The sequence below is a fragment of the Nonomuraea sp. WAC 01424 genome (genome assembly GCF_003947315.1).
GTDB classification, from domain to species: domain Bacteria; phylum Actinomycetota; class Actinomycetes; order Streptosporangiales; family Streptosporangiaceae; genus Nonomuraea; species Nonomuraea spiralis.
On the sequence record NZ_QHHZ01000002.1, the window covers coordinates 541,149 to 557,928 of the forward strand.

18 protein-coding genes are annotated in these 16,780 nt (G+C 72.6%); 8 read left to right on the forward strand and 10 right to left on the reverse strand.

Annotation, left to right across the window (positions count from 1 at the left end; translation table 11 throughout):
• The first annotated feature begins 31 nt into the window (after positions 1-31).
• Positions 32-1,411 (forward strand): FAD-dependent monooxygenase, encoded by a 1,380-nt coding sequence (locus DMB42_RS07850; RefSeq protein ID WP_125632079.1) that lies wholly within the window; start codon positions 32-34, stop codon positions 1,409-1,411.
• 19 nt (positions 1,412-1,430) lie between these two features.
• Here DMB42_RS07850 and DMB42_RS07855 read toward each other — a convergent pair whose 3' ends face one another.
• Positions 1,431-4,802: a serine/threonine-protein kinase gene (locus tag DMB42_RS07855; RefSeq protein ID WP_185844512.1), complete on the reverse strand. Its 3,372-nt coding sequence runs from the start codon at positions 4,800-4,802 to the stop codon at positions 1,431-1,433.
• Between the two features lie 99 nt (positions 4,803-4,901).
• Between DMB42_RS07855 and DMB42_RS53010 the strand changes: the two genes are divergently transcribed.
• Both DMB42_RS53010 and DMB42_RS07860 read left to right on the forward strand, forming a co-directional pair.
• Complete coding sequence (locus DMB42_RS53010) at positions 4,902-5,441, forward strand: hypothetical protein (protein ID WP_185844513.1); 540 nt, start codon at positions 4,902-4,904, stop codon at positions 5,439-5,441.
• A 37-nt stretch (positions 5,442-5,478) separates the two neighbouring features.
• On the forward strand, positions 5,479-5,919 hold the full coding sequence (locus DMB42_RS07860; protein WP_125632083.1) for a PPC domain-containing DNA-binding protein: 441 nt from the start codon (positions 5,479-5,481) through the stop codon (positions 5,917-5,919).
• A gap of 17 nt (positions 5,920-5,936) precedes the next feature.
• On the opposite strand, the gene DMB42_RS53015 is transcribed toward DMB42_RS07860, so the two are convergent.
• Positions 5,937-6,113, reverse strand: a complete 177-nt coding sequence (locus tag DMB42_RS53015; RefSeq protein WP_185844514.1) for a hypothetical protein — start codon at positions 6,111-6,113, stop codon at positions 5,937-5,939.
• Between the two features lie 214 nt (positions 6,114-6,327).
• Between DMB42_RS53015 and DMB42_RS07865 the strand changes: the two genes are divergently transcribed.
• Positions 6,328-7,107 (forward strand): GntR family transcriptional regulator, encoded by a 780-nt coding sequence (locus DMB42_RS07865; protein WP_185844515.1) that lies wholly within the window; start codon positions 6,328-6,330, stop codon positions 7,105-7,107.
• A gap of 149 nt (positions 7,108-7,256) precedes the next feature.
• Here DMB42_RS07865 and DMB42_RS53020 read toward each other — a convergent pair whose 3' ends face one another.
• Positions 7,257-7,400, reverse strand: coding sequence for a hypothetical protein (locus tag DMB42_RS53020; RefSeq protein WP_185844516.1), 144 nt, complete (start codon positions 7,398-7,400; stop codon positions 7,257-7,259).
• 193 nt (positions 7,401-7,593) lie between these two features.
• Here DMB42_RS53020 and DMB42_RS07870 point away from each other — a divergent pair, with 193 nt between their 5' ends.
• Positions 7,594-8,196 (forward strand): Dps family protein, encoded by a 603-nt coding sequence (locus DMB42_RS07870; RefSeq protein ID WP_229824391.1) that lies wholly within the window; start codon positions 7,594-7,596, stop codon positions 8,194-8,196.
• A 339-nt stretch (positions 8,197-8,535) separates the two neighbouring features.
• Entirely contained in the window at positions 8,536-8,823 is a 288-nt protein-coding gene (locus DMB42_RS07875) for a DUF3040 domain-containing protein (protein WP_125632089.1), read from the forward strand.
• An 84-nt stretch (positions 8,824-8,907) separates the two neighbouring features.
• Here DMB42_RS07875 and DMB42_RS07880 read toward each other — a convergent pair whose 3' ends face one another.
• The 3 genes from DMB42_RS07880 to DMB42_RS07890 all read right to left on the reverse strand — a co-directional run bounded on the left by DMB42_RS07880 (position 8,908) and on the right by DMB42_RS07890 (position 11,637).
• Entirely contained in the window at positions 8,908-10,035 is a 1,128-nt protein-coding gene (locus DMB42_RS07880) for a hypothetical protein (protein WP_125632091.1), read from the reverse strand.
• Complete coding sequence (locus tag DMB42_RS07885; protein ID WP_125632093.1) at positions 10,032-10,541, reverse strand: SigE family RNA polymerase sigma factor; 510 nt, start codon at positions 10,539-10,541, stop codon at positions 10,032-10,034. The genes DMB42_RS07880 and DMB42_RS07885 overlap by 4 nt, the downstream gene beginning before the upstream one ends.
• 79 nt (positions 10,542-10,620) lie before the next feature.
• On the reverse strand, positions 10,621-11,637 hold the full coding sequence (locus tag DMB42_RS07890; protein ID WP_260477552.1) for a DUF418 domain-containing protein: 1,017 nt from the start codon (positions 11,635-11,637) through the stop codon (positions 10,621-10,623).
• 119 nt (positions 11,638-11,756) lie between these two features.
• Here DMB42_RS07890 and DMB42_RS07895 point away from each other — a divergent pair, with 119 nt between their 5' ends.
• Both DMB42_RS07895 and DMB42_RS07900 read left to right on the forward strand, forming a co-directional pair.
• Complete coding sequence (locus DMB42_RS07895) at positions 11,757-12,902, forward strand: sensor histidine kinase (RefSeq protein WP_260477553.1); 1,146 nt, start codon at positions 11,757-11,759, stop codon at positions 12,900-12,902.
• Complete coding sequence (locus DMB42_RS07900) at positions 12,899-13,546, forward strand: response regulator transcription factor (protein WP_125632094.1); 648 nt, start codon at positions 12,899-12,901, stop codon at positions 13,544-13,546. Before DMB42_RS07895 ends, DMB42_RS07900 begins: the two co-directional genes overlap by 4 nt.
• On the opposite strand, the gene DMB42_RS07905 is transcribed toward DMB42_RS07900, so the two are convergent.
• Genes DMB42_RS07905 through DMB42_RS07920 form a run of 4 tightly spaced genes read right to left on the reverse strand, consistent with a single transcriptional unit; the run spans position 13,543 to position 16,710 of the window.
• Positions 13,543-13,953, reverse strand: a complete 411-nt coding sequence (locus tag DMB42_RS07905) for an Rrf2 family transcriptional regulator (RefSeq protein WP_125632096.1) — start codon at positions 13,951-13,953, stop codon at positions 13,543-13,545. The two genes, DMB42_RS07900 and DMB42_RS07905, sit on opposite strands and share 4 nt — an antisense overlap.
• A 13-nt stretch (positions 13,954-13,966) precedes the next feature.
• The gene (locus DMB42_RS07910) at positions 13,967-14,830 is read right to left on the reverse strand and encodes an ABC transporter permease (RefSeq protein WP_125632098.1); all 864 of its coding nucleotides are present in this window, start codon (positions 14,828-14,830) and stop codon (positions 13,967-13,969) included.
• Positions 14,827-15,633 carry an ABC transporter ATP-binding protein gene (locus tag DMB42_RS07915; protein ID WP_125632100.1) on the reverse strand — a complete coding sequence of 269 codons (807 nt, stop codon included), beginning with the start codon at positions 15,631-15,633 and terminating at the stop codon, positions 14,827-14,829. Before DMB42_RS07915 ends, DMB42_RS07910 begins: the two co-directional genes overlap by 4 nt.
• Before the next feature lie 12 nt (positions 15,634-15,645).
• Entirely contained in the window at positions 15,646-16,710 is a 1,065-nt protein-coding gene (locus DMB42_RS07920) for an ABC transporter substrate-binding protein (RefSeq protein ID WP_125632102.1), read from the reverse strand.
• Positions 16,711-16,780: the final 70 nt, after the last annotated feature.

Genomic DNA, 16,780 nt, shown 5'->3' on the forward strand with positions numbered 1-16,780 from the left:
ATCTGGCAGCGGGCCCTGGCACGGTCGCCGCATGACAGACAGGACGGACGTGCTCATCGTCGGCGCCGGACCCACCGGCCTCACCCTCGCCGTGGAGCTGGCCAGGCGCGGGATCGCGCACCGCGTCGTCGAACGGGCGGCGGCGCCCTCGCCGGGTTCCAAGGGCAAGGGCCTGCAACCGCGTACGCAGGAGATCTTCGACGACCTCGGGATCATCGACCGGGTGCTGCCCGCGACGACGCTCTACCCGCCGATCCGGGTCAGGATCGGACGGCTGCCGGTCTACCAGGGACGCATGCACAAACCGGCGGCGGCGACGGACGAGGTGCCGTACCCGGCGGTGCGGATGCACCCGCAGTGGCGCACCGAGGCGGTGCTGCGGGAGCGGCTGGCCGAGCTGGGCGGCACGGTCGAGTACGGCGTCGAGCTGGCCGGGTTCGAGCAGGACGCGCAGGGTGTCACGGCCCGGCTGGGCGCCGGGGCGCGGCTGCGGGCCGGCTACCTGGTCGCGGCCGACGGCGGCAGGAGCACGGTCCGCAAGGCGCTCGGCGTCGGGTTCACCGGCGAGACCCGCGAGGAGCAGCGCATGGCACTCGGCGACGTGCGCGTCGAGGGGCTGGACCGGGAGCACATCCACGCCTGGGTACGGCCGGGGAAGGGGATGGTGGCGCTCTACCCCATGGCCGGCACCGACACCTTCCAGTTCATGGCGTCGCTCAAGCCGGGCGCGACGCCGGACCTGACGCTGGGCGGCTTCCGGCGCATCCTCGCCGAACGCTCGATGCTGCGCGGGCTGCGCGTGACCGAGTTGTTGTGGTCCTCCCTCTACCGGGTCAACATCCGCCTGGCCGACGCCTACCGCTCGGGTCGCGTCCTCCTGGCCGGGGACGCCGCCCACGTGCACTCCCCGGCGGGCGGCCAGGGGCTCAACACCGGGGTGCAGGACGCCTACAACCTGGGCTGGAAGCTCGCCCGCGTGCTCACCGGGGGGCCGGCGTCGCTGCTCGACACGTACGAGGAGGAGCGCCGGCCGGTCGCGGCCCTCGTGCTCGGGCTCAGCACCGACCTGCACGACAGGAAATCGTTCAGACGGGACGAGGAGACCTACCAGCTCCGGATCGGCTACCGGGGCGGCTCGCTGGCCCGCCACGGCGGCGAACGGGTGCCCGACGGGCCGCTGCGCCTGGCCGACGGCTCTCGCGTGCGCCTGTTCGACCTGCTGCGCGGGCCGCACTTCACGTTGTTGTCGCCGGATCCCGCGCCGCGCGTGCCGGGCGGGCCGGAGGTGCGGGCGTACGCGCCGGCCGAACCGTACGGCGGGTTTCGGCACACGCTCGTACGGCCGGACGGCCACGTCGGCATCGCCACGGACTCGGCCGAGGAGCTGGCCGCCTATCTGGAGCTGGTGTGAGCCCTCTCGTACGTGCGGCTCAGCCGCAGACGGGCCGGTAGGGCAGCGCGGGCACGTACGTCCGCCACTCCCGTTCGGTCAGCGCGCGCCCGGCGCGGTCGCAGACCATCCGTTCGACCAGGCCGGCGGCGGCCGGTACCCGCCCGACGGTGCCCCCGGCGTCCACGGTCAGGACGTGCGAGCCGTCGGGGGTGAAGGCGACCGACAGCAGCTCGCCCTCGTCCCGGTCGAGGCCGCCGCCGGGGTCCGCGGACCGGCCGAGGTCGGTGCCCGTACGCGGGTCGATCAGGCGCACGCGCCCCTCCCCCACGTCGACCGCGACGAGGTCCTCGGCCGGCGAGTACGCGGGCGTCCCGGCGTAGGCGAACCCCTCGGTCTCCTCGACCAGGCGCCGGCCGCCCGCGTCCCACGTGCTCATACGGCCGCGCGAGTCGAACACGACCACCCCGTCCCCCGCATGCGTGAACCGCACCCAGTTCCCCAGCACACCCTGGCCGTACGCGCCGAACGGCGAGCCGGCCGCCTTGCCGTCCGCCGCCCGCAGCAGGCGTACGTCCAGCCCGGTCAGCGCCAGCCGTCCGCCGTCGGGGGAGAACGCCAGGTCCACGACCCCGCCCGCGCGCGTGCTCCACAGGCGGCGCCGCGCCTGCCAGTCCCAGAGCTCGACCGCGTCCGTGCCGCTTCCCGGGCCGTCGAGCACGAGTGCGACCCGGCCGCCGTCGGGGCTGAAGCGGACGACCTGGGGCCGTGTGCCGCCCGTACCGGCGGTGAAAGCGGCCACGGGTTTCCTCGTCGCGGTGTCCAGGACGGTGACGTCGTGCCCGGACAGCAGGGCGAGCCGCCGGCCGTCGCGGCTGAAGCCGAGCGCGTCCGAGGCGGGCAGGCGTCCGGACGTCCCACCCTGGACCGGGCCTCCCTGGCCGACCGGGTGCAGGGTGCCGTCCATGACGAGGTGCAGCCCGTCCTCGCCGAAGTCGGCCCGCTCGTACGGCGGGCCCTCGGCCGGCTCGGTCAGCAGGTCGGCGACGTCCACGGCGAACACCTGGTCGCCGACGAGGTAGCGGAAGGTCGTACCGTCGAAGGCGGCGGCGGGCGGCGTCCCGGTGTCCCCGTCGCCGCGTACCGGGACGGCGCTCAGCAGGTGCGTGTCGGGCAGGCGCCAGAACTGGACGGTGGTGTCGGTGACGGTGGCCAGCAGCCGGCCGGAGCGGTCGAAGACGGGGCCGCCCTTGTTCCAGGCGCCTTCCGTGCCCTCGCCGACCTCCTCCGTCCAGCCCTCCTTGAGCTGGGTCAGGGTCAGGGTCCCGTCGCCGGACATGGCCAGCCACCGCCCGTCGGGACTCTGCGTGCCACGTCTGGCGGCGGGGTCGGCGGCGTCGGCGACGTTCCACTGCCCGCTGTCGTCCGGTCTGACGATCACCTTCCTGCCTTCGTGCCGGCGGACGGCTTCCGTCCAGCCCTCGGTCAGGTCGCGGGACCGGCGGCGCGGCCAGGTGGAGATCGGCCGTCCGGTGGCGGTGTCCCAGGCGCGGGCGCGGCGCGCGGTGGCCGCGACCAGCGTGCGGCCCGAGGGGGACAATCCGATGTCGGTCACCCGCTCGCCGCCGAGGCCCAGGCCGGAGATCAGCGTGGTGCGGCGGCCCGTGCGCACGTCCCACAGCCGGGCCGCGTCCTGGCCGACGCTGAGCAGCGTGCGCCCGTCGGCGGCCAGCGCCCGCAACGTGCCGCGCGCGGCGGCCGGGTCGCGGAACATGCCGCGCTCGCGCCGCGCGAGCGCGGCGGTCAACGCCGCCCTGGCCTGCGGTGTCGCCCGCAGCCGCCAGGCGGCGACGGCGAGCAGCCCGGCGAGCACGGGATCGTCGCGCCCGGCTGCCTCGGAGCGTGCGGCCAGGCGCGTGGACTCCGACGTCGTCAGACGGTCGTGCAACTCGTCGGCGCGGGCGGCGGCGACCCGGCTCTGCTGGACGGCCACGCCACCCGCGGCGAGCGCGACCCGCAGCAGCCCCGCCAGGCTCAGCGTCAGGAGCCGGGCGCGGCGGGCCCGGCGTTTGCCCAGCCGCGCCGACGACTCCAGGAAGTCGCGCTCGGCCTGGGACAGCCTGATGTCGCGGCGGACGGTGGCGGCCCAGTTCAGGGCCTCGTCGAGCATCGTGCCGTGGAACAGGCCGCCGTCCCTGCGGCCGCCCTCGTCCCAGCGCCGGACGGCGGCCAGGATCGGCGCGTGGACGGCCAGCCCTTCCCTGTTGGCCTCGATCCAGCGCCGCAGCCGCGGCCAGGCGTGCGGCAGGGCCGGGCGGGCCAGCCAGACCTGCTCGCCGTCGCGGCCCAGCAGGTACGCGAACACCTCCAGGATCCTGGTCACCGCCGGGACCTCGCCCGCCGGCCTGCCCGCCACCAGCTCGTCCAGGCGGGCCCTGCGGATGGCCAGCTCGCCCTGCCCGTCCACGGTGAACAGGCGCAGGAACACCTCGGGCGCCAGCTCCCGTTCGGCCGGGGCGAGCAGCTCGTAGGAGTCCTCGGCCAGCGTGCCGAGCGCGGGGTCGCCGCCGGTCCCGGCCACGCGCGCGGCGGCGCGTCCCCGTTCGAGCAGCCGTCCGGTGTCCAGGCCGCCGTCCCCGCTGACCAGCGCGAGCAGCAGTTGGCGGGCCTCGGGACGCAGGCCGGGCTCCTTGCTCAGCGCCGCCGACACCAGCGGGCGCAGCGACTCCGGCAGCGCGGACAGGTCGGGGGTGGCCGACAACACCCGGTGCATGACCCCGCCCAGGCTTTCGGCCTCGAACGGGTCGGCGCCCGTGGCCGCGTACAGGACGACGCAGCCCCAGGCGAACACGTCCGCGGGCGCGCCGGCCCGCTGCCCGCCGAACACCTCGGGTGCCATGTACGTCGGCGTGCCGGTGACCAGGCCGGTCGCGGTCAGCGACATCTCGGCGGTCCGCGCGATGCCGAAGTCGATGACCCGCGGGCCGTCCGGGCCCAACAGCACGTTGTCCGGTTTGAGGTCGCGGTGCACCACGCCGGCCTCGTGGATGGCGGTGAGCGCCGTGGCCACCGCCGTGGCCAGGCGGTGCAGGTCGCCGCCGAGGAACCGGCGGCCCCCGGCGATCGCCTGGCGCAGGCTCGGGCCGGCGACGTACTCGCTGACGATGTAGGGCCGCGGGCCGTCCAGCTCGGCGGCCAGCACGCGGGCGGTGCAGAACGAGGCGACCCGCCGCGCCGTCTCGGCCTCCTTGGCCAGCCGTCCGGCCTCGTCGCCGTGCAGCACCTTGATCGCCACTCTGGCGCCGTCCTCGGCGTAGCCCTCGTAGACGACGCCCTGACCGCCGACGCCCAGCCGTCCGGCGAGCCAGTAGTCGCCCAGGCGTTGCGGATCTTCCGCGGTCAGCACGTTCACGGCACGTTGGATGCGGTGATCGACCAGAAAGTTGCGATCATTTTTCCCGAAATATCCGCCCTTGACAGGGTTCTCGGAGCGTGACCTATGATCGCCGCCGTGCTCATGACCTTGACGCTCAGCGCCGCGCTCGTCCTGACCGGAACGCCCGCGCAAGCCACGAAATCCGTATCTTTCCAGGGCTTCACCATCCAGATCCCGGCCGCGTGGAAAGTGAAGAAAGACCCGGTAGGCGGCCTTGCCGTGGTGACCGGCGCCTGCTCCAAGCGGGCGGCGGAGTGCCCCGGATTCTCCATCGGCGGGGCGCGGGACATCGCCTACGCCTCCGAGGGCGGCCCGTACAAGGTGGGCGCGCCGTACCACCCCAGCAGCGGGGTGATGGAGTGCGTCCCCGACAAGCGTTACTGGGAGGGCGTTCAGCCCGTCAAGCCCGCCCGTACCTCGACCGTCGCCGTGGGGGCCGGGCGTACGGCCCGCTTCACGGAGTGGAGGCTGACCTGCCAGACGAAGACGAGCAAGCCGACCTCGGTGGCCTACACCCAGCGCATCTGGTACCTGCGCAAGGAGAAGGTGCTGGTCGTCGACCAGTGGAAGACGCCCGGACTCGGGAACATCCTGGCCAAGGCCGTCTGGAAGTGACCGGGTTGCCCGCCCGCCCTGCGGGCAGGGGGCCGTCATGCGCAGCAAGCGGCTCTCGACGGTCGAGGAGCAGACGTACGCGGTCGTCCTCGACCGCGGCGACGAGGTGGTCGAGAGCCTGACGGAGTGGGCGGCCGAGAACGGGATCCGGGCCGCCCGGCTCACCGGCATCGGCGGGTTCCGGCAGGTCACGCTGGGTTTCTTCGACCCGGGGACGCTCGACTACCGCCGGATCCCGGTGGACCGCCAGACCGAGGTGCTGTCCCTCATCGGCGACTTCGCCATGGCCGAGGACGACGTACGTCCGCAACTGCACGCCCATGTGGTCGTCGGCCTGCCCGACGGCACGACGCGCGGCGGCCATCTGCTGTCCGGCGAGGTCTGGCCGACCCTCGAAGTGCTCGTCACCCAGTCGCCGCGCTACCTGAAACGCCGCCACGACCCCGCCACCGGCCTGGCCCTCATCGACCTCGACTGACCCCCGCCCCCGGGGGTTCAGCGAGAGCTCTGGCGCAGCCCCAGCAGGGCCAGGACCACCGAGACGAACGGAATGAGGTCCGGCCAGGCCAGGACGATGACGATCACCGTGGCGGTGAGCACCGCCTGCGTGACGTCGGGGCGTTCCCTCCGCGGCTCAGGAGGGAGGGGGTTGCGGGGAAGCGGTTCGTTCATGATGCCCGCCCGTCATTTCTATATAGAAGTTGGAGGACAAGCGCACCACACCCACCGCAGAGCGGTCTATATCTAGCAGGTCAGGGTGATGTGGACGGGAAGACTGGAGAAATCGTCCAAGAGGTCTACGATCGGGGGAGCGTCCACTTCTGTAGAGAAAAACTGGGAGCCTCCACTCGTGACGGCAAGCCGTACACCTCCTCCTCGGCGTGCGATGTACGAGCGCATCGCGGACGACCTGCGCGACGCGATCCGCAACAACACCCTGAGAGACGACCAGAACAATCCGACCGATCAACTGCCCGGCGAGATCGCTCTCGCCGAGCAGTACGGCGTATCTCTCGGTACCGCCCAACGCGCCCTCAACCAGCTGAGGGACGAGGGCCTCATCGATCGCACCCCCAAGCGGGGCAGCCGGGTCAGGCAGGCCCGCAGGAAGTTCCTCCGCGACGGCATCCGGCGCCTGGAAGGGGACTCCGAGCACCGGTTCATGCTCGCCGACATCGACACCCGCCAGTTGCAGGTGCGGCACTTCGAGTCCGGCAGCCGTACGGCGGAGGCGCACGAGGAGGAGATGGTCCGCTGCTTCGGCAGCCACATGCGGCTGCTCTACCGGCATCGCGTGTACGAGGTGGACGACAGCCCCGCCTCCCTGGCCACCAGCTACCTGCCGCTCTACCTGTTCCCCGACGGCGGCGAGGCCCTTCTGCGGCCGGACTCGGGCAGCGGCGGCATCTGGGCCCGGCTGGCCGAGGCCGGGCACGAGGTCGTGGACGCGGACGAATATCTCGACTGCCGCATGCCCACCGCGGAGGAGGCCCAGGAACTGCGGATCCCTCCTCGTACGCCGGTCTTCGTCCTTTACCGGGTCGCGGAGAACAGCCGCGGACAGGTCGTCGACCTGGCGGTCATCGTCCTGCCGGGCGACCGGTGGCGACTTCGCTACAAGGTCCTCCAGCAGGTGCCGGCCAGGAACGCCGGGGCCCGCGGCTGACCGTCGGACGGGGAAGGGGGCGTCCTGACACTGGGTGAGACGCCACAACCTCGGGACGCCCCCTTCTTGCCCGAACTGTAGGCAGAAGAGCGTTTTCTGACAGGGCCCCCAAGGGCGACATTCGCCTGGCGGCCTTCGCGGGCCCGCGGCTACTCGAAGTCGTCCGGGTTCAGTTCCTTGAGGTGTTCGAAGCGTTCGCGCTCCTCGTCGTACGGTTCCTCGTCCTGCGGACCTTCGAGGTCGGCCGCCGGTGTCTCCGGCTCTTCGGGTTCCTTGCGTCGCATCATCGTCATCCCCCCGGAAGATGAGCGCGGGGGCGCCCCCGTGCCCTCGTTCCGGCTACCCCCGCGACCTGCGGGCAAACGGGTACGCCGCCCGATGCCGACCGGCGCTTGTTGACCGGCTCTTGTGCAGGCTCGTGGGGGCCCTTGGCGCGGCAGAGGGGAGGTTTCCGGGCGATTGTTCCGACTATCTGAGGAGATGTACGTGCCCACCAAACGTGCCACCAAGCCCACCCGGTCGAAGCCCGACAGCCAGCCGTGGCTGCACGTCAACGGCGTGGAGATCCAGGAGTTCGGCAGCGTGCGGATGTTCCCGCTCGGCCTCTCCCGCGACGCCCGCGAGTACTCCTGCCAGCGGCTCAACCAGATCCTGGCCGACACCCAGATCCTCTACAGCCTCTACAAGAAGCACCACTGGCTGATGCGCGGCCCGACCTTCTACCAGCTCCACCTGCTGCTGGACAAGCACGCCTCGGAGCAGGTCGAGCTGGTGGACGAGATGGCCGAGCGCGTCCAGACCCTCGGCGGCGTCGCGGTGGGCGACCCGCGCCACGTGGCCGAGATCACGGTGATCCCGCGTCCGCCGAACGGCTGCGAGGAGGTGCCGGCCATGCTCTCGCGCCTGATCGAGGCGCACGAGACCATCCTGGTGGCCGCCCACGACGCGGCGAACCGGGCGCAGGAGATGGGTGACGACGGCACCAACGACCTGCTGGTCTCCGACGTCATCAGGACGAACGAGCTGCAGACCTGGTTCCTGATCGAGCACCTGGTCGACACCCCGCTGGTGGAGAAGCCGGGGAGGTGATCGAGGGCCCCGGTAAGCCGGGAGCCGATCGCAGGTGAAGGAAATGTCTGGATTTCTACGGACATCGCCCTCCGGACGTAACGGTTCATTCCGGGCGCAGTAAGGCACCGCATCGAGCCTGCGCCCCCGGGTACGGGAGGAGCGCGGGCCTGTGGGGGGCGCCGGCGAAACCGCCCGCGCCACCACAGAGGCACGCCCACGAGGCGGGGACGCCCTCCGACCAGGACTGCCCCGGACCGGGGGCCACTTCCGACCGGGAGCGACGGAGAACGACATGACCGAACCGCTGACCTCACCGCCCGCCCCCGCACACGGCGTCGCGGAACGGGAGCGGCGGCCATGAGCCTGTCGGACCGCGAACGCCGCATCCTGGCCGAGATCGAGCAGGATCTGCGCTGGCAGGACCGCGACTTCGCCTGCCGCATCGACGCGCTCAACGCCAAGCCGGCCCGGCGCCGCCGCTGCCCGGTGACCCGGCGGGAGATGGCGTTCGTCCTGATCATCGTGGTCGCCATGTCGCTGCTGTCGGCGGTCGTGTTCGTCGCGGCCGGCCGGCCGCGTACGCCGCCCGCGCCGCGTCCCACCCGCGAGGTGGTGACCACCTCGCCCCAGGTCACCCAGCATTGACCGGACGCCGGGGAAGCACGCCTTCGGCCCGTGTCCCGTGGCGGAGCGCTGCCCGGCCTCCGTACGGGCAGCGCTCCCGGGGTCTCACGACCCGGCGGCTCCTGGCACGGCCCCGCCTGACTTCCCAGCCTCGGAATACTCGGTCACCAGCCGGGTCCCGCCGGTGCGGACGTCCACCGCGTAGGCGCGGACGGCCTGCCCTCGCTGGACGAGGAGCGTGACCTCCGACGGGCTCTGCCAGATCGTGGTTCCGTGGATGCCGGCGCCCTTCGGCAGGCCCTTCACGGCCACCTTCCGCAGGATGCGGCCGGACCGGGCGTCGAGCAGGGTGAGCCTGCGGGTCGCGTATTCGGGCGTGCCCTTTCCCTTGTCCGGGAACTCGAAGGCGGCCACCGTGCGGCCGTCCGGGGCCAGCTCGCTGAACATGATGAAGACGCCGTCGAAGCGTACCGGCCGGCCGCCGCCGGTGACCGGCATCAGCAGCAGGTCGGTCTTGATGTACCGGACCAGTTCGGCGACGCCGTCCTTGATGCTGACCGGTTCGTACACGCCGGGCACCGACACCGTCCTGCCGGTCCGCATGTCGATCAGCAGGCCCGGGTCCTTGGTGCCCTCGCGCGGGTCGAACGCCACGTACCGGCCGTCGTCGGAGACCACGAGCATGGAGCCGCGGCCGATCCGCTCCTCCGGCACCGCGACCGGGGAGACCGTCTCCGCACCGGTCACCATGTCGCGGACGACGTGCGCCCCCGCCTCCCTGCTGTAGTAGGCGAGCATGCGCCCGTCGCGGCTGATCGCGACGGGCACCTTCGACCTCTTGGTCTCCGCGAGCGCCTGGGGCATCCGGTACGTCACGCCGTCGCGCGTGACCACCAGCCATTCCGCCGCCGGGCAGTCGGGCGGCCCGCCCTTTTTCTTGGGCGGCCGGCAGCCCGGCCGGTAGGCGTGGCTGAGCACCCCCACCTGGCCGGCGGGCAGCGTCGGCACGGCGGCCGGGCTCTGCGCCGCGGCGCTCTCCATCCGCCGCGGCATCGCGAGCAGCACGGTCGCCGTCACCCCGGTCAGCACCGCGACCGTCGCGACGGCCGCCAGCGTCGCCGTGGCCCGGCGTCTGCGCCGGTATCCGGTCACGGCCAGCTCGGCCAGCTCGGCCAGGTCCGCCGGAGGGGCCTCCTCGGCGATGCCGTCGAGTGCGTCACGCAGTCTGGTCATCGGGCCATCTCCTGAGCGGCTTGTGAGTCCATCAGGTCGGGAGCGAGTTCGCGCAGGCGTGCCAGCGCGTGGTGGGTCTGGCTCTTCACCGTGCCGACCGCGCAGCCGAGCGCGTCTGCCGTCTGGGCCTCGGTGAGGTCCTCCCAGAAGCGCAGGACGATCACCGCGCGCTGCTTGCGGGTCAGCTTGCCCAGCGCCTGGCGGAGCACGATCCGGTCGAGCGCGGCCTCGTCGTAGCTGATCCCGTGCTCGGGCGGGTCGGCGCTCGGCAGCTCGCGACTCGGGCGCCGCCGCCACGAGATGTACTGGTTGACCAGCGCCCGGCGGGTGTACGCCTCCGGGTTGCCGTCCCGCGCCAGCTTGGGCCAGTGCGCCACGACCTTGACCAGCACGCTCTGGAGCAGGTCCTCGGCCTGGTGGGGGTCGCCCACGAGCAGGTAGGCGGTCCGCATCAGCACCTGTTGCCGGGCGACGACGAACTCGCGGAAGCCGTCATGAGCGTTCAAAATGGTGATCTCCCTTCGTCCGTTCCCAACGCGGGAGGCGGGGCAAAGGGTTGCAGGGGTCACCCAGGTTTCTACGGCCTCACGGGACCCGCTGGGCCGGACGGCTCCCCCACGTGGCCCAGCGCCACAACCACTCCATCGGGCCGAAGCGGTACCGGCGCAGCCAGAGGGTGGACCACACCCATTGCAGGACCAGGATGACGGCGGCGATCGACACGATCGTGGTCAGCGACCAGCTCTCCGGCCTTCCGCCGACCACCTTGCCGATGATCAGGACCAGGGCCGTGGCGCTCAGGTAGTTGGTCAGCGCCATGCGGCCCAGCGGGGCGAACAGGGTGCGCAGCACCGGGCGCAACGGGGTCCTGAACAGGACGAGCAGGGTGCACACGTACAGGCCGGCCATGGCCAGGCCGGACGCGGCCATCGGGAGGCCCTCCGCGCTGCCCTGAAGGGTGAGGGTGGCGACCGTGCCCGCGCCGAAGAGCAGGGCCAGCAGGGCCGGGACGAGGGTGGAGCTCTCGATCCGGGCGATGACGCCGTACCTGGTCAGGGCCGAGCCCAGCAGGAACAGGCCAGGAACGATCATGGTGCCGCCGCCGAAGACGATCATCGCCGCGGCGACCAGCACGACGGCGAGCCCGGCCACGGCCCAGCGCGGCAGCCAGGTCGAGGGCAGCAGCACCACCAGGCCGACGAGCGCGTAGATCGTCAGGATGTCGCCGCGCCACAACAGGAACATGTGCGCCAGACCCATGACGAGCAGCACGAGGAGCCTGCGTACGAGCAACACCCGCGGACGGGGGACGCGCCGGCCCGCGGAGTCGAGCAACAACGAGAAGCCGACGCCGAACAGCAGCGAGAAGATCGGGAAGAAGCGCTGCTCGACGAGCAGGCCCAGCCATCGGGCGGCGTCGTCGATCGTCGCCTGCGCCTCGGTGACGGCGGTGGTGCCGATGTGGGAGATCGGCTGGACGTTGGCGAGCAGGATCCCGCACAGGGCGAACCCGCGTACGACGTCGAGCGCGATGATGCGCGGACGGCCAGGGGCGGCGGGCGGGGGCATGGTGCGGGCGTGCCGCGGGTCTTCTTGGGGCATGGGGCCTCATCCTGCGGTGGCGGCGCGGGGCGCGGGGAGGGTCGAAAGCAGGGTTCGGGCCGGCTCGACCGTACTTTCGGCCGGTGTGGCGGACGGGCCCGGCTCCCGAGCCTGGAGGCGTGAACGTGGGGAACCTGCCGGCGTCCGCCTGGCCGGGCGGGCGGGCCGTGCACGGCGGCGCGGCCGTGACGGCGGAGGTGGCGCTCGGGGTCGCGGCCGTCGTCGTCCTGGTCTTCTGGGCCCGCCTGATCGCCGCGAGCTGGGGCGGCGGCTACTGGGTGTTCGACATCGCGGTGGGAGCCGCGGTGTGTGCCCTGGCCCTGACCCGCCGCCGCGGTCGGGTGTGGACGGCCGCGGCCGGGCTGGGGATCGCGGTGGTGGCCGTCGTGGTCGCCGCGGCCGCCGATCTGCCGAACGAGCCGGGGCCGGGCATGGCACTGGGCCTGTCCGTGCTGGTCGGATCGGCGGTCAGGACGCTGCCCGCGCGGCCGGCCGGCGCCGTCGCGGCCGGCGGGCTCCTCGTGGCCGCCGCGAGCGCGCCCATGGCCCACAACGGGTCCGTGGTGGTGCTCAACGCGGGCGGCTGGCTGGCCGCCGTGACCGTGGGCGGCGGCCTGAGGCTGCTGGCCGAGCGCCGCCGGGCGGCCGCCGACCGGGTACGCCACGACGAGCGCCGCCGCCTGGCCAGGGAGCTGCACGACGTGGCCGCGCACCACATGACCGGCATCGTGCTGCAGGCCCAGGCCGCCCGGCTGCTGGCCCGCAGGCGTTCCCGGCTTCTGGAGGAGTCGCTGGAGGACATCGAGGAGGCCAGCACCGGAGCCCTGTCCGCGCTGCGCCGCGTCGTCGGCCTGCTCCGCGAGGCGGCCGACGGCGTACCCGGGCCGCCCGGCCGCCTCACCGACCTGATCGACCGCTTCGACGGCCCGCCCGTGACCCTGCGCGGCCCCGCCGACGCGGGAGACTGGCCGCCGGAGGTGACCAGCACCGTGTACCGGATCGTCCAGGAGTCACTGACGAACGTCGCCCGCCACGCCCCCCGCGCCCGCTCGGTCACCGTCGAGATCGGCGGCGGGGACGGCACGGTCGTCGTCGAGGTCGCCGACGACGCCCCGCCCACGCCGCCGTCCCGGAACCGCGGCGGCTACGGCCTGCTCGGCATGCGCGAACGCGTCGAGGCCCTCGACGGCACCCTGCGCGCGGGCCCGCGGCCGGAGGGCGGCTGGTCGGTCCGGGCCGCGCTCCCCCTCGGAGCACGCCGATGACGATCGGAGTGCTGCTGGCCGACGACCAGGCGATGGTCCGCCGGGGCCTGCGGCTGATCCTGGAGGACCAGCCCGACATCCGCGTGGTCGCCGAGGCCCGGGACGGCGAGGAGGCCGTGGAGCTGGCCCGGCGCGTACGCCCCGACGTGTGCCTCGTGGACATCCTGATGCCCGGCATGGACGGCATCGCGGTCACCCGCGCCCTGGCCGGCCCCGGCGTGCCCGACCCGCTGCCCGTGGTCGTGGTCACCACCTTCGACCTCGACGAGTACGTCTACGACGCGCTGCGCGGCGGCGCGGCCGGGTTCGTGCTGAAGGACGCCGGCCCGGCCCTGCTCGCCGAGGCCGTACGGGCGGCGAGCGGCGGGGACGCCCTGATCTCGCCGTCGATCACGCACCGCCTGCTGGGCCGGCTGGCCGGGCGGGCGCCGCGGGCCGAGGGGGCGGTGCGCCCGCTGTCGGAGCGGGAGACCGACGTGGTGCGGGCCGTGGCGGCCGGGCGTACCAACCGGGAGATCGCCGGGGACCTGTGCATCTCGCTGAGCACGGTCAAGGGCCACATCTCCGCCGTCCTGGACAAGCTCGGCGTGCGCAACCGCGTCGAGATCATCGCGTGGGCCTGGGAGAACCGGGTGGCGGGCTAGCGGGACTCGTCGCCCAGCCGCACGCTCGCCCCGGCGATGTCAGCCAGGGTGATGTCGGCCAGCATCATCTCCTCGTGGTCGCGCAGCGCGCTCCACACCTCGGCGAGCGGGCTGGCGACCCCGGGGTATCCCCCGTGGTCGCCACCCTCGGAGACCCCTTCGACGATCACCACGATGTCGGCGAGGGTGATCTCGCCGGCGGGCCTGGCCAGCCAGTAGCCGCCGTCGGGGCCGCGCTGGCTGTGCAGCAGACCGGCCCGGCGGAGCTGGAGCAGGATGTTGTCGAGGAACTTGCGCGGGATGCCCTGGGCCGTGGCGATCTTCTCGGCGGGCATGGGGCCCGGCGGCGCGGCGGCCAGTTCGGCCGCGGCGCGCAGGGCGTACTGAGTTCTGGCGGAGATCCGCATGACCGTCTACTGCTCAGGTGCTCACCTGGTGCAGGCCCCAGCGGCGGCGCAACGCGCCGTCGGCCACGCCGAAGACGCGGTCCACCACGATGCCGATGACCAGAATGACGATCATGGTGGCGAGCAGGCCGGGTGAGTCGGCCAGCTCGCGGGCGTAGTGGAGCTGCTCGCCCAGCGAGGCCTGGTTGGCGATGATGACCAGCAGCTCACCGGCCATCAGGGAGCGCCAGGCGAAGGCCCAGCCCTGCTTGAGTCCGGCCAGGAACGACGGCAGCGAGGCCGGCAGGATGACGTGCCGGTAGAGCGAGATCCGGCGGAAGCCGAGCATGTGCCCGGCGCGCAGCAGGATCGGCGGCGTGTAGTCCACCCCGGCGATCAGGCCGTTGGCGATGGACGGCGCGGCGCCCAGCACCACCACGAACAGGATCGCGCTCTCGGACAACCCGAACAGCAGGATGGCCAGCGGGAACCAGGCGATGGACGGCATCGTCTGCAACCCGGTGATCAGCGAGCCCGTGGCCCGGCGCAGCGGCCCGATCCGCGAGACCAGCGCGCCGACGACCAGCCCGACGGCGATGGCCAGCGCGAACCCGGTCACCGCGCGGCGCATGGTGACCGTCAGCGCCGTGTAGAACTCGGGGTCGCCGAGCCGGTGCCCGAGCTCGGAGAGTGTGGTGACCGGGCCGGCGAAGACGTACTCGGGCCACCAGCCGGCCCACACCACGGCCTGCCAGATCGCCAGCACGATGACCACCGCCGAGGCGATCGGCCACAGGCCGGACCACAGCCGGGAGGCCAGACCGGCGCGGTGGCCGGTGCCCAGTTCCAGCGCGTCGAGGCCGGCGAGCTGCTGGGCGTGGGTGTCCGTCGTCGTCATGCGGGCTCCTCCTGGCGGGCGTGGCGCAGGACCTCCTGGCGGAGGCGGCCGGTGATCTCCCCCGCCAGCTCGGCCACCTCGCCCGAGTCGGTACGGCGGGGCCGCTGCAGCTCGACGGGGAAGTCCTCCACCACCCGCCCCGGCCGGCTGGACAGCAGGACGACCCGGTCGCCGAGCCGTACGGCCTCGCGCACGTTGTGGGTGACGAACAGCACCGACAGAGAACGTTCCCGCCAGATGCGTTCGAGCTCGTCGTGCAGCAGGTCGCGGGTCATGGCGTCCAGGGCGCCGAACGGCTCGTCCATCAGCAGCACGTCGGCGTCCTGGGCGAGCGCCCTGGCCAGGGCGACGCGCTGGCGCATGCCGCCGGACAGCTCGTGCGGCCGCTTCTTGCCGAACCCGCCCAGGTGGACGATGTCGAGGAACTCGGCGGCCCGGTCCCGGCGTTCCTGCTTGCCCACGCCCTTGGCGCGCAGCGCCATCTCGACGTTGGCCGAGACGGTCAGCCAGGGGAACAGCGCGGGCTCCTGGAACATGAGCGCGACGCGGCTGTCGTCGGCGTCGATGTGGCCGGCCGTGGCCCGGTCGAGCCCGGCCACCAGCGAGAGCAGCGTGCTCTTGCCGCAGCCGGAGGCGCCGAGCAGGCAGACGAACTCGCCGGGGGCCACCGACAGGGAGACCTGGTCGAGGGCCAGCAGGGCCGTCCGGCCCTGGCCGTAGATCTTGGAGACGGCCTCCAGCCGGATCGCGGGACGCTGCCCCTCGATCCGGCCGGTGGCCTGCTCCGTGAGCGGAGCGGACATGGTGTACGCCTCCTACTTGTCGGAGATGGCCTGCTGGCCCTTGGCGGCGAGGACCTCGTTGAGGACCTTGAGGTCGTAGATGCCGTTCAGGTCGACCGGGTCGAGGAGGCCGACCTTCGTCGCGTGCTCGGCGCTGCCCACCAGCGACGAGGCGATCGGGTCGTTGGTGAAGGTGATGTTCTTGAACGCGCTGTCGAGCACCTCGGGCTTGAGCGCCTTGCCGGTGAGCTTCTGCAGGGCGGCGTTGGCGGTCTGCGCGGCGCCGGCCGGGTCCTTGGCGATGACGTCGTTGGCCTCGACGTGCGCCTCGATCAGCTTCTTGAGCAGGTCGGGGTGCTCCTTGGCCCACTCCTGGCGGACGATGAGGTGGGTGATCACGAACTGCTTGTTGGGCCACAGGTCGCGCTCGTCCACCAGCACCTTGCCGCCGCTCTCCTTGATCAGGCGGCTGGCGAACGGCTCGGGCACCCAGGCGCCGTCGATGTCGCCGGTGGCGAAGGTCTGGATGGTCTGGGAGTTCTCCTGGGGCACGATCGAGACCTCGCCACCACCCTTGGTGTCGGTCTTGATGCCCTTCTCCGTCAGCCAGTAGCGCAGGGCGACGTCCTGGGTGTTGCCGAGCTGCGGCGTGGCGATCTTCTTCCCCTTGAGGTCCTCCACCGAGTTGATCCCGGGCTTGACCACGAGGAACACGCCGCCGGACGCCGCGCCCGCGACGATCTTGATGGCCTGGCCCTTCGACTTCGACCAGGCGTTGATGGCCGGGTTGGGGCCGACGTAGGTGGCGTCGATGGCGCCGGAGAACACGGCCTCGATCGCGGCCGGGCCGGCGTTGAACGTGCTGGTCTTGGGCTCGGCGCCGAGGTACTTGGTGAAGATGCCCTTCTCCACGCCGACCAGGGCGGTGGCGTGGGTGATGTTGGGGAAGAAGCCGAGACGCACCTGCGTCGTGCCGGCCCCTCCGCTCTTCGCGCCGGTGTCCGCAGGGCTGCCGCTGCCCCCACAGGCGGCCGCCATGGTCGTGAGCGCCAGGGCGGCCAGAGTGGCCACCGTTACGCGAACCCTGCGAGCGTTCATTGCTTCTCCCTATTTCCCACTTATTTAGTGGCTTTAGAGTGTTTATAGGAGGAAGGGAGGAGGCCCGTCA